This is a genomic window from Sediminibacillus halophilus (assembly GCF_900103695.1).
Lineage (GTDB): Bacteria > Bacillota > Bacilli > Bacillales > Amphibacillaceae > Sediminibacillus > Sediminibacillus halophilus.
Genome location: NZ_FNHF01000005.1, coordinates 18,711 through 31,583, shown reverse-complemented (window position 1 = coordinate 31,583; position 12,873 = coordinate 18,711). Strand labels below are relative to the sequence as shown.

11 protein-coding genes are annotated in these 12,873 nt (G+C 42.6%); 6 read left to right on the top strand and 5 right to left on the bottom strand.

Going from position 1 to position 12,873, the window contains the following annotated elements; genetic code table 11:
• Positions 1 to 137 precede the first annotated feature (137 nt).
• Positions 138 to 605, top strand: coding sequence for a PCYCGC motif-containing (lipo)protein (locus tag BLR82_RS15610; RefSeq protein WP_083334896.1), 468 nt, complete (start codon positions 138 to 140; stop codon positions 603 to 605).
• A gap of 80 nt (positions 606 to 685) precedes the next feature.
• Here BLR82_RS15610 and BLR82_RS15605 read toward each other — a convergent pair whose 3' ends face one another.
• The gene (locus BLR82_RS15605) at positions 686 to 1,996 is read right to left on the bottom strand and encodes a WD40/YVTN/BNR-like repeat-containing protein (RefSeq protein ID WP_074600414.1); all 1,311 of its coding nucleotides are present in this window, start codon (positions 1,994 to 1,996) and stop codon (positions 686 to 688) included.
• A 303-nt stretch (positions 1,997 to 2,299) separates the two neighbouring features.
• Between BLR82_RS15605 and BLR82_RS15600 the strand changes: the two genes are divergently transcribed.
• The gene (locus tag BLR82_RS15600; protein WP_074600413.1) at positions 2,300 to 3,709 is read left to right on the top strand and encodes a SpoVR family protein; all 1,410 of its coding nucleotides are present in this window, start codon (positions 2,300 to 2,302) and stop codon (positions 3,707 to 3,709) included.
• 317 nt (positions 3,710 to 4,026) lie between these two features.
• Here BLR82_RS15600 and BLR82_RS15595 read toward each other — a convergent pair whose 3' ends face one another.
• A complete protein-coding gene (locus tag BLR82_RS15595) occupies positions 4,027 to 4,662 on the bottom strand; it encodes an FMN-dependent NADH-azoreductase (RefSeq protein WP_074600412.1) in 636 nt (211 codons plus the stop codon).
• A 181-nt stretch (positions 4,663 to 4,843) separates the two neighbouring features.
• Positions 4,844 to 4,978, bottom strand: a complete 135-nt coding sequence (locus tag BLR82_RS21500; protein ID WP_281242221.1) for a hypothetical protein — start codon at positions 4,976 to 4,978, stop codon at positions 4,844 to 4,846.
• 450 nt (positions 4,979 to 5,428) lie between these two features.
• Between BLR82_RS21500 and BLR82_RS15590 the strand changes: the two genes are divergently transcribed.
• From BLR82_RS15590 to BLR82_RS15575, 4 genes are all read left to right on the top strand, one after another.
• Positions 5,429 to 6,283: an STAS domain-containing protein gene (locus BLR82_RS15590; RefSeq protein WP_074600411.1), complete on the top strand. Its 855-nt coding sequence runs from the start codon at positions 5,429 to 5,431 to the stop codon at positions 6,281 to 6,283.
• 153 nt (positions 6,284 to 6,436) lie between these two features.
• Entirely contained in the window at positions 6,437 to 6,805 is a 369-nt protein-coding gene (locus BLR82_RS15585) for an ArsR/SmtB family transcription factor (RefSeq protein WP_074600410.1), read from the top strand.
• Entirely contained in the window at positions 6,795 to 8,918 is a 2,124-nt protein-coding gene (locus BLR82_RS15580) for a heavy metal translocating P-type ATPase (protein ID WP_083334895.1), read from the top strand. Before BLR82_RS15585 ends, BLR82_RS15580 begins: the two co-directional genes overlap by 11 nt.
• Before the next feature lie 901 nt (positions 8,919 to 9,819).
• Positions 9,820 to 10,380: a GNAT family N-acetyltransferase gene (locus BLR82_RS15575; RefSeq protein ID WP_074600409.1), complete on the top strand. Its 561-nt coding sequence runs from the start codon at positions 9,820 to 9,822 to the stop codon at positions 10,378 to 10,380.
• A 191-nt stretch (positions 10,381 to 10,571) separates the two neighbouring features.
• Here the strand turns inward: BLR82_RS15575 and BLR82_RS15570 are convergent, their stop codons facing one another.
• Positions 10,572 to 11,510, bottom strand: coding sequence for an NAD-dependent epimerase/dehydratase family protein (locus tag BLR82_RS15570; RefSeq protein WP_074600408.1), 939 nt, complete (start codon positions 11,508 to 11,510; stop codon positions 10,572 to 10,574).
• A 17-nt stretch (positions 11,511 to 11,527) separates the two neighbouring features.
• A complete protein-coding gene (locus BLR82_RS15565; protein WP_074600407.1) occupies positions 11,528 to 12,631 on the bottom strand; it encodes a glycosyltransferase in 1,104 nt (367 codons plus the stop codon).
• Positions 12,632 to 12,873 lie beyond the last annotated feature (242 nt).

The window sequence follows — 12,873 nt, the reverse complement described above, 5'->3', positions numbered from 1 at the left end:
CTTCTGTCGTGACCTCCGTGTTGTCATTGTCGTTACGTAAGGGCTTGTTTAATTGTGATGATTTATTGAAACTCTTCTTAAAGGTAATGCGGAAAGAGAGGCAACGGTTATAATGAAGGGAAGGAGGGGGAGAAGGATTGAAGAAATTTACTGTATATGTTTTTGCAATGCTGATCATGATTGCTGCGTTAGCTGCATGCAGCAGTCGGGAACCGGTGGAGGAACTGGCTCCCAATCATGAGCGGACGGCAGGTATTGATCAACTTCCACAATTTTTAAAGGACACGTCTGAAGACTTGCAGATGGTGTATCGATCTGCCGCAGAGCACCAAGAGCTGCTTGAACAGATTCCTTGTTATTGTGGATGTGGTGATGCAACTGTCGGCCATAAAGACAATCATGATTGCTTTGTTCATGAAATAGCAGACAATGGCGAGGTAGTTTGGGATACACATGGAATTGGGTGTCAGGTATGTATCGATACAGCAGTCTATTCGATTAATGAATACCAGAAAGGGACCGATATTCCTACTATCCGTAAAACAATAGATGACACTTATCAAGATCATGGCTACCCAGAACCAACTCCGACCCCGGATGTTTAAAGATACTAATATTATAAGTTAATGTAAAAGCCCGGAATAAATGTCCGGGCTTTTACATGCGCTCGATGTAGTGGTGGATTTCAATTGGAGAGAAGTACTCCATCTGGATCAACCAAACCTGCAAAGGACCAGGTTTTTCCTTGATCATCAGTAGAAAATTTGGCTAATACGCTCCCTCCTAGATAATCGCCTTCCGGACCTTGGTTAACAAGCAATGTACCATTGTCCCCTTCGATAACAGGAATTTCTGCTTGTGTGAAATACCCCTGATATTCCTCCGGTATCGGAATTTTCACTCGTCCCCAGTTTTTTCCGCCATCATTCGTCCTGTATAAATTCGGTACAGGTGGATTTCCTTCTGTCCGATATTCCCCAAAAGAGATGAATCCTAGCTTGTTGTTAATGAAACCGCCGTCTGTCACCAATGCCTGGATGTCATTGACCGAATTAGTCTTGTACCATGACTGGCCGGCATCGTTTGTTTTCCATATAAAATGCGCCTCACTGCTCATCGTTTTATCCCCTGTCACAATGAGGTAGCCATCTTTATCGGAGGTGAAGCCGAGCAGGCCAAGCCGTAGAACGGGCAGCTTGTCGGAAACCAATACCTCTTCCCAAGACTTTCCTTTATCAGTGCTTATCAGCACGCTCAAATTTCGGTGTCCGCCCAGAACAAATGCTGTTACCTCCGGTGTGATGACATAGCTTTCTTCCCTCAAAGAAGTGTCTATGGATCGGTCGATGCTAAATAGTTCTTCCGGCGCAACAGGCACGGTCTGCCAGTCTTCTCCATTATTATAGGTGACTTCCAGAGAACTGCCGCTCACTCGGTAAGTGTTTTTTCCAGAGGAGTCTTCTATTCCCAGATCTTCTTTATAATCTTCCAGCGTTTCAACGGGCGGTAGAGCGATCTGTGTATCATCCGATTTCTCGATAGATGTTAAGTGGTATTTCAAACCGTCCTCCTTCTCAATTCCAAGCTTCCAAACTAGATTGGAAACAACTCCTTTTTCATTAGCCTCTCCCCATTCGTTATCCGTTTTTTCCGCACCTTCAGGTAACTGGATCTGGAATATTACCGCCACAACGAAAGAATCTTTGTCCCCGGATATTTTGGTGAATCTTGTGAAGCTGGCGTTAGCGACTGTTCCGTCATTTTTTAATTGCTGCATGAAATCAAACCAAAGCCGGTAGGCAATTGTTTCTGCTTTTTTATCCCGTTCCTCTACTTGTACGGTGTAGGGAAGTTTGTTGTCTATGTCTTCTTTTGTTTCTTGTGTGCCCGGGACTCGCTCCATATGCTCCTGGTCGTTGTTACGCATCTGAACGCCAATGGCGATAACAAATAACACGAAGATAAAAAGTATGAGCAGCCGTTTTGTATGATTCATCTCTGTCATCCTTCATTATTTTTTCCTTCTAAAAGGTAGTCGCATATCATTCTGCAGCTTGGCATGTCCTTCAAGATGGAGAACTAGAAGCGAGCTTAGAAACCATTACTTGAGTTAAAGCCAATTTGATTTTAACATAAATATCCAATCATACGTCCGCTTACGTCGAGAAAACAAAAGGAAGACGGAAAAAAACTTTCATTACTGGAATAATGTCGCTCCCTTGTTCTATTCTTTTCCCTTCATCATTGAGAACCGTCGTACATATATTGATGTAACACCACCATAAAGGGGAGATCATTGTTGAAACAAGCGGACCAAAACTCGCTGGAAAGAGCGATTGATGAAATAACGGAAATTGCCGAGGGCTTCGGTCTCGATTTTTATCCTATGCGTTATGAAATTTGTCCAGCAGAAGTTATTTATACTTTTGGCGCATACGGAATGCCGACAAGATTTTCCCATTGGAGCTTTGGCAAACAATTTCATAAAATGAAGCTTCAATATGATCTTGGATTGAGTAAAATTTATGAGCTGGTCATCAATTCGAACCCCTGTTATGCCTTTCTGCTCAATTCAAACAGTTTAATTCAAAATAAACTGATTGTCGCGCACGTTCTCGCTCACTGTGATTTCTTTAAAAATAATGTGCGTTTTCAAAATACCAACAGAGATATGGTGGAAAGCATGTCAGCAACCGCTGAGCGGATTGCCGCTTATGAAAAAGAGCATGGGCAGGAGGAAGTGGAGGCGTTCCTCGACGCAGTGCTTGCCATTCAGGAACACATTGATCCGAGACTGATCAAACCTAAACTCGATTGGGAAAGAGATGAACCAGAGGAAGAGGTGCCGGATAAAACTACGCCGTACGATGATTTGTGGAAGTTAGATGATACATCTCCAGCCTCCGACCGCCCGAAGAAGAGAAAGGCTTTCCCTCCGAAACCGGAAAAGGATATTCTTTTGTTTATAGAAGAGTACAGCCGTACCCTGGAAGACTGGCAGCGGGATATCCTGACGATGATGCGGGAGGAAATGCTTTATTTTTGGCCCCAGCTGGAAACGAAAATCATGAACGAAGGCTGGGCTTCTTTCTGGCACCAGCGTATTTTGAGAGAAATGGATCTGACCAGTGATGAGTCGTTGGAATTTGCCAAATTGAACGCTGGCGTCGTCCAGCCATCGAAAACACAAATAAATCCTTACTACTTGGGGGTGAAAATGTTTGAGGACATCGAAGAGCGCTTCAACCATCCGAGTGAGGAAATGATCAAATGGGGGGCAGAGCCAGGGAAAGGGCGGGAAAAAATATTTGAAGTCAGGGAAATCGAATCGGATATATCGTTCCTCCGCAACTATATGACAAAAGAGTTCGTACACCGGGAAGATATGTACCTGTTTCAAAAACAAGGGCATGAATACAAAATTACCGATAAAGATTGGGAAGCGGTCAGAGATCAGCTGATCACCATGCGGGTAAATGGAGGGTTTCCTTATATTACTGTCCAGAATGGAGATTACCTGCGAAATGGCGAGCTTTATTTAAAGCATCATTATGAAGGAGTCGAACTTGACCTGACCTATTTAGAACGGACGCTTCCATACATTTATGAGCTATGGGGCAGAAATGTTCACCTGGAAACAGTGGTTGAAGAGAAGGCGGCACTTTTCAGCTATGAAGGTAGCAAAGTATATAAAAAGTATCTGACATAAAAAAAGGCCGGGACAAAAGCATGGCCACCAACTAAAAACCGAACGAATGCTAAAATGCTAATCGACTTTATCCTGTTTATTTGTTTTATCCTGTTGTTTAAAGCATGCTTGTATCGCTACGGCAAGATACGAAGCGTTTGCCAAGTTAGCTGAAGCCGTGCCCTCGGAAAGCGAAGTGTCTTACCGGAGTGGAGAGTCGCACGATTCATAAGAGAAGGGTAGGACGGTTTACTTTTTTCTAAGCAAAAAAACCGAACGATTCGTTCGGTTTTTAGTTTATTCACGATGCAATTGTCCCAGTCTCTTTCTTTAGATAGTTAAAAAGTACGAGCGAGTTCTTTTGCGCGGGAAATACCATCTGCTTTGATGTCATTTGCTTTTTCCGGCATTGCGGCATGTCCTTCGATGAACAGTCCTTCAAAGGAAGGTACACCGAAGAAATCCATGATGATACTAAGATAACGGTGCCCCATTTCCAGCTCTGCCGCTGGCCCTTCAGAATAAATACCCCCGCGGGCCTGGATATGCAATGCCTTTTTGTCCGTCAAGAGACCGATCGGTCCTTCATCTGTATATTTAAATGCTTTTCCTGCAACCGCTACAGAATCGATGTAGGCCTTCATCAAAGGGGGAAAAGAGAAATTCCAGAACGGTGTTACGAATACATACTTATCTGCCTGGATAAACTGTTCGCTTAACTCCGAAAGACGCCCTACCTTGGCCTGTTCCTCCTTCGAAAGCTCCTCGAATCCCTTTCCCGACTGGAGTTTGCCCCAGCCTTGAAAAACATCGGCATCAATATATGGAATATTTTCTTTGTATAAATCAATCGGAACAATCTCGTCCTCTGGATTTTCCTGTTGATATGTTTCAATGAATGCTTGGGCGGCAGCCATACTGAACGATTGCGTTTCATCGTGCGGATGGGCCGTGATATATAATATCTGTGCCATTAAACTCACCTTTCTGTTTTGATTAGGATTAGTGTGGAAACAAGCATATAAAAACATACATAACTCATTACCTTGAATTGAAGATAAACAATTCAAGGTAACATAGTAAAGCATCGTTGTGATAACTGTCAATTGAAAAGGACCAGCCGTTTCACCGGCTGGTCCTGCTTCCTGCGCTTTATTATTTTCCTATATAAGGATTTCCACTTATGTTCTTTCTTGCTTCATCGGATATTTTTAAAGACGATTTGTTTGCTTTCTCCATCGTAACAGGCGGGGTTCCGCTGCCGTCGTAGTGCAAAGGCTTTTGTTCCATATAAAAACCTCCTTTTGATAGTTCTATTATACCAGAAAACGTTTACATTTATAAGGCGTTTTTTTATTATTTCCTAAAGCTCATTTCCTATACTAATTGTTATTGGCTCATTTGAGAGAAATGCTGCATTATAACTTCGATGCGTCTTCCTGATCTCCTGCCTTAATCGATTTGGCGCGCGGCACTGTGGTTACCCTGTGCTTTTGCAGAAGTCGAATAGCAAGTGCTCGTAGGGATACGATAAGGCAATGTTAATAACCTTTGTCGTAGTTGACAAAATTTTGGCAACAATATTCTTTTTGAACAGGACTTTACTAGAAGATAAGCCGGGTGCAAAAGCGCATCCTTATAAGTCCCCCGACAGGTATGATAAACTTGGGATTAGAAAACTTGTCGGAAGATTGAATGAAAAATAGGTTCTAAAAGGTACATTAAAAGGGGGAGAGAAGTATGTCAAAACAGGACGAGTTATTATACCAATATTTGATCGATCATACTGCTTCCATTACGGACAGGTGGCTGGAAACAAGGAAAAGCAAAAATGGTTCAATTTACTCGGCGCACTCGGATGATAGGGTAGAAACGATGCTGCGTGAACAGAACAAAATGACAATAGAAGCTGTAAGCAGTTCATTGCTTGCTGATGAAGGAACGGTAAATAAGCAGGTAGATGAATGGGCAAGGACAATCGGAGAAAGTAGAGTGGATTCAGATACGCCTATTTATGAAGTAATTGAAGCAATCAACAAAGCAGAGAATGTATTTATGGAGTTTGTCTTGCATTTTATCGAAGAAAACGAAGAAATTATCCGGAAGGATGATATCCTACGCTGGAATCGCAAAGTAAATTCTGCTTTTAATCAAATGGTAACGAAGTTTTCCGAGGTTTATTACCGGATTACCAGACAGCGCCTTTTCTCTCAGCAGGAACTAATCCATGAGTTAAGTACCCCGATTATTCCGATATTTAAAGACATGGCGATTGTTCCATTGATTGGAGAATTGGATTCCTACCGAGCCAAATTCGTCATGGAGACCATTCCAGCTAAATGTGTTGAAAAAGAGGTTGAACACTTGTTTATCGACCTTTCCGGTATGCCGACAATCGATACCATGATTGCTCAGCAAATTTATCAGCTGACCCGTATGTTGAAATTGTTGGGGATTTCTTCCACTATTTCCGGTATACGTCCGGAAGTGGCTCAAACAGCTGTACAATTGGGAATCGATTTTGAAAGTACCGGTACATACAGTTCATTGAAACAGGCACTCCTGTTAGCAGGATTAAATATTACAACCGAATAGCTATGCAAAAAACTCCTGATCGGGAGTTTTTTTGTTAAGGGTTTCAGAGGATGCCTCCCTTTAACCAAAACATTCTAATGAACATTTGAATAGTAAATGAATATGGTATAAAATAAACTCATTCAAATATTCACTTGAATAAGGAGGGGACCGATGAAATCGGAAAGTTGTGATATTTATTGTTATAACGAAGAAACAGTTAACCGGGTGAAAAACAAAATAAACAGCGAAGATATTACTGGTAGAGTGAGATTATTTAAAGCAATGGCGGATGAAAACCGTGCAAAAATTGTTTTTGCCTTATCCCAGGAAAAAGAACTTTGTGTTTGCGATGTAGCTAATATCATTGAGACTTCTGTGGCAACCGCTTCCCATCATTTGAGGAACTTGCGGAAAATGGGGCTGGCAACATACCGTAAGCAAGGAAAGCTTGCGTTTTACTCATTAGAAAGTGAATCAATGGTTCAATTACTAGTCCAGTCATTTACCCGTGAAGAAGGGGGGGTGGAAAATGGAAGATAAGCATATAAATGAAGATGAAAAAAAAGTTTATCGAATACAAGGTTTTACCTGAGCTGGCTGTGCCGGAAAGTTCGAAACGAACGTAAAACACCTGGATGGTGTTTCAGATGCAACCGTTAATTTTGGCGCAGCGAAACTGACAGTTTATGGGGATGCTTCCATTGAACAATTAGAACAGGCAGGATCGTTTGAGAATTTAAAAGTGATAGAAGAGCATGAACGGTTTAAGCAGGAGAAGCCATCCTTTTGGAAACAGGAAGAAAATCTTCGGGTTCTGATGGCCATCATTTTTCTCGCTGCTGCCTGGACTACAGGAAATATGGAGATAGACCAAGGCTTCATTCCGGTACTTTTATATGGTATATCGATTCTGACAGGTGGATATAAACTGCTTCTCCAAGGACTGAAGAATCTGGCTGCTTTTCAATTTGATATGCGGACGTTAATGACGGTAGCAGTGATTGGGGCAGCTGCAATCGGTGAATGGGGCGAGGCGGCAGTGGTCGTCATCCTTTTTGCTGTGAGTGAAGCATTGGAATCCTATTCGATGGATAAAGCACGAGAGTCGATTCAATCCCTTTTGGACATAGCACCTAAGCAGGCACTAATCAGAAGGGATGGACAGGAAATCTCGGTTTCTGTTGAAGATATTCAAGTGAAAGACTTGATGCTTGTAAAGCCTGGACAAAAGCTCGCGATGGATGGAATAGTCGTAAAAGGAAGTTCCACTGTCAATCAGGCGGCTATAACTGGAGAATCCGTACCGGCTTACAAAGAAAAAGGCAGTACGGTATATGCCGGCACTATGAATGAAGATGGTTATATAGAAGTCGAGGTGACAAAGCGGGCAGAAGATACGACACTTGCCAAGATTATTCATTTAGTGGAAGAGGCGCAAGCCGAACGGGCTCCTTCCCAGGCATTTATTGATAAATTTGCCGCATGGTACACACCGGTAATCATTTTGTTTGCCTTGATACTCGCAATCGTTCCTCCTTTATTTTTGGGGGATTGGCACGATTGGCTCTACAGAGGGCTCGCTGTTTTGGTAGTCGGTTGTCCATGTGCGTTGATTGTATCCACTCCTGTTTCCATCGTTACGGCGATTGGACACGCTGCAAAACATGGAGTACTTATCAAGGGCGGCGTTTATTTGGAAAAAGCAGGTGCCCTGTCGGTAATTGCTTTTGATAAAACAGGAACACTGACAAAAGGGGTTCCGGAGGTAACCGACATTGTGCCTCTTTCGGAACACACAGAAAAAGAGATACTGCTTATTGCAGCTGCATTGGAAAAAAACTCTGGTCATCCGCTGGCGGCAGCGGTAACTCGTAAGGCGGACAAAGACTTTTTGGAATATCGCCGTCTGCCAGTAGAAGGGTTTTATTCGATGACCGGGCGAGGAGTAAAAGCTTCCGTAAAAGAGACAGAATACTATTTAGGGAGTCCGAACCTGTTTTCGGGAATGATGCATCTGTCAAGCAACCTTTCCGATCAAATACTGACTATGCAGCGGAAAGGGAAAACAGTACTCGTTTTGGGAACCAGTAAGGAAGTGCTCGGTCTGCTTGCTGTGGCTGACAGCATTAGAGAGTCAAGTAAGGCATCTATTGGAAAACTTCAAGCTTCTCATATCAAGACAGTAATGGTGACAGGAGACAATTCAGAAACGGCCAGAGCTATTGCCGAACAGCTGGGTATCGATGACGTACAGGCTGAACAGATGCCGGAAGAAAAGCTGGAATATATTAAACAATTACAGATGAAACAGGATGTCGCCATGGTCGGAGATGGCATCAATGATGCGCCTGCTTTAGCTGCTTCCTCGGTAGGTATCGCTATGGGAGGAGCTGGAACAGACACAGCTCTTGAGACAGCAGATATTGCATTGATGGCTGATGACTTGGAAAAACTTCCATTTACAATGAGATTAAGCAGAAATACATTACGAATTATAAAACAAAATATTTCTTTCGCTTTATTGATCAAGATTGTCGCCCTGCTTTTGGTAATCCCAGGATGGTTGACATTATGGATGGCGATCTTTGCGGATATGGGTGCCACTTTGATTGTGACCTTGAACGGACTCCGTCTGCTTAGGGTAAAAGAATAGTACTTCTAAGGACCTCCTAATATTGTTAGGGAGGCCTTTTGCTTTGGCTGCATTCAAAAAGATTCAGGTGCATTCGTGAAAGATAGAAACTGCGCAGTAACTGTAATGGAAAGTCCATTGCCTGTTCAAAAAGCGTGTTAACCACCGCTTCGGCAGCATACTTCGCTTTCCGCGGGCACGGCTTCAGCTAACTTGGTAAAGAACACCGCTTTTCCAAGTGGATCTTCAGCTCGCGCTTTTCCCGCAGGAATCTGCGTATGGTACCTGCGCTAAGAAGCGTGCTGATTATCGTAAGCGTAGAAACCTTTTCCATTGAATCCCAACAAGACATCTTAAAAAGGCTTGCTTGGAATCGTGTACTTCTCTTCTAAAAAAACAGTTGGGGTTCCATCTTTTCTCCTTCTCTTGGACTCTGCTTATTATCCTAGTCACACGCAGTAACAAGTTATTCAAGAGAAAAATGGCTAGTACACTCGTTTATAAACAGGTAGCTGTTCTCAGCGGAGGAAATACCTATAGACTCCTCGAAAATACAATACGATTTTCTTCGTGCGATGCATCGCTGCCGCAGCCTTCCTTGGGACTGCGATTACTCGTCCCACCGAAAACACCTGTCCTGCGGGAGGAAAGGCCTCGGTGAGACCCCGCAGCGCGTTAGCTCGAGGAAGCTCACCAGCCGCCCGCGGAAAGCACAGGGTATTTCCGCAGCGTTGGACTACACCACTCCTATAAAATGGTCCAAGTACTACAAGGGAAGTTACTGCATCGTTTATATTAAGTGCGCCAGTTAACAAGCAGCAAGGCAAGCGAAAAGTGCATGGACCAGGTTAGGAGGGATTGAAGCCACAGGTGGGTATGTTAAACTGATAGAAATACAGAAAAGGCACTAGGGGGGATTTTTGTGTTTACTTATCAGGTGGATGAAGAAGTACAATTAAAATTGATGGAATTAAACGATGCTGAGGAACTCTTTGCCTTGACAGACAGTTCCCGTGAATATTTACGTGAGTTTTTGCGATGGGTCGATGGAACAACTGGGAAAGAGGATACTCAAGCATTCATTCAATCTGGATTACAGCACTTTGCAGATAACAAGAGCCTTACAACCGCCATTCTATACCGGGGGAAAATCGCAGGAGTTATCGGTTTTCACGAAATCAATTGGCACAACAAAAGTGCTTCAATTGGCTATTGGCTGGGAGAGAATCATCAAGGCAAAGGGATAATGAGCAGGTCGGTAAAAGCATTGACCAGTTATGGTTTCGACAGACTTGATTTAAACCGCATCGAAATCCGGGCTGCAGCGGAGAATGTGAAGAGCAGGGCGATACCGGAAAAATTGGGATTTACCAAAGAAGGATGTATCAGACAAGCGGAATGGTTGTATGACCATTTTGTCGATCACGTCGTGTATGGCATGCTTGCGGCAGAATGGCCGCATCAATACAAAAAAAATTCGTGAAGTGCTACATGCCAAAATCTTATCAATAGATAAATAGCGAGATAAAGCCTGTATCGTAGATTACTAACTAATGGACGATACAGGCTTCTTCATTTGTTTGGTTGTAGGAAAATCGATCACTCCGCTCATTTCTGTATAATATAGAGCTTGTTAGAAGGAATTTCATCCTTATTACATTTTCCACTTGATTATTATTGACTTTTCAACCATTCATACGTACTTTCTAACCCCTTCTGCAAGGAGTGTTTCGGCTTCCATCCTATTTCTGTTCTGATTTTTTCGGTATCAAGACAACGGTTGGTTACAGTATCAATCGTCCGTTCAGGCTGGTATATTAACGGACTGTTACTCCCGGTAATGTCTTTTACTTGTGCTGCTAACAGATGGATGGTAGTCTCTTTGCCTGTTCCCACGTTAAATACCTTTCCTGTTGCTGTCGGATGAGAAGCTGCTATAAGAATGGCATCAATCCCGTCTCCAATATAAGTGAAGTCACGAGTTTGTTCGCCGTTCCCATAAATGATCAACGGTTCTCCTGATGCTGCTGCTTCAAAAAATTTGGCCACCACTCCGCAATAAGGGTTGGCTGCCAATTGGCCAGGACCATATAGATTCGATAATCTTAAGGTGGTAAAGGGAAGCTTGGATAAGTGATAAAAAACATGACAATAATGCTCCATAGAAAATTTGCTTGCTGCGTAAGGCATGGAAATATCATAATAACTTTCCGGGGTAGGAAGTATGTCGGCATTATTATATACAGAGGCTGTCGATGTGTACACAAACCGTTTAATCTCTGGATTTAATTCCAATGTTTTCTTCAATAAAAAGTAACCACCGAATAGATTCGTCTGAAAGTCGGCCTCGATATCATTGACAGATAGTAACAAGTTCCGGCAAGCTAAATGGAATACATAATCGACTTGAGGTAGAACTTCTTCCAGAACTTCCTGGTCGGTAATCGAAGCCTGATAAAAAGATATCTTGTGTGATTTTGGAAGGGACTGCTTATGACCGGTCGAAAGATCATCGATAATAAAGAGTTGATCAGTATTCGGAAGCATGGCAGCTGCTAGTTGGGATCCTACAAATCCGGCGCCTCCGGTAATTAGCACGTTACCAAAAGACATTTTTCATCACCTCCCCTTTACTTCAATCCAGCAGTCTGATGCTGATTGATCCCGAGTTTCTTTTCCAATAGTTCTTTATTGAATAATATTTTTTTATCATTCGGACGGTATTCCCTAGCTTTTTCATTATGCTCGTAAGACTTTTTGAAATCTTGAAGATTGTAATAGCAGACACACATTTGCAGATGGGGATACCAAGTAGCATAGGCGGGATAGGTGAAGCTCCATTTATTTGGATCAGTTTCCAGTTTTGTCGCTAAGTCATACCAGTACACCGCAGCCTTGTAGTCCTGTTGACGTTGAAAATTAAAGCCGATACGGCTGCAGGTTTCCGGACGGGGGAGTTTAGAAAACTGGAACGATCGGAACAGTGATTCCAATTCTTTAACGGTTTCTCCCAAGTACCGATGGCAGTCTGCCTTGTTTATGCAGGCATACACTTTATCTTCAATCCAGCCATCTTTCATGGCGATATTTTTTTCATAGCTTTCAATCGCCTTTTCATAATGACCGTTTTCTCTTAATTCGTTACCGTAATAAAAATAGTCCCGAGGGGAGAAGGTGTCACCTCTATCCAGCTTTTTCTGATATATCGACAGGTTTCTGCCAACTGAATGACGGATTTTTTTGTGGGTGACTGCTACATCAGAATTTATTATATTTCCGTAAACCTCCAAATACTGATGACAGTCACCTTTCCATTTAAAGTTTCGGCTTCTTTTGACTAAACGGTTTCTCCTATATTGCAGGGTTACATTTCCGTATTCATCTGTTCCGGCATTGTAATACATCGATACTGAATCCACTTCAGGGTTCAAGGTTTCTTTCAACTTTTTTAATTTTACCCGGTCTTCATCCAAAATGACGTCATCCGCATCTAAATATAAAATGTAATCTTTGGTAGCATATTTGAACGATTCATTTCGAGCAGCCGCAAAATCCCCGATCCACTCAAAATAAAAAACCCGATCCGTATATTGTTTGGCTATGTTCACTGTTTTGTCGTTGGAACCGGTATCGACTATATTGATTTCATCGACGATATCTTTGATGGATTCCAAACACCTGGCGAGCACTGCTTCTTCATTCTTCACTATCATACATAAACTAATAGAAACCATGATTATTCTCCTTTCAATTGTTAACGTTCTACTTATTCCTTCTGCTTTTAGCTTATTTGGAGAAGCAGGAATTGGTTTGTATGAAAACCTATCTTAAAGAAAAAGGCAATTATCTTACTAGATTCGTGAAAAAAGAAAAAGGTGCTGATTGATCAACACCTTTTTCGACTTTGTCCCGCTTAAGCTCCAGTAGGTCCGGTAGGTCCGGTAGGTCCAGTAGGTCCGGTAGGTCCAGTAGGTCC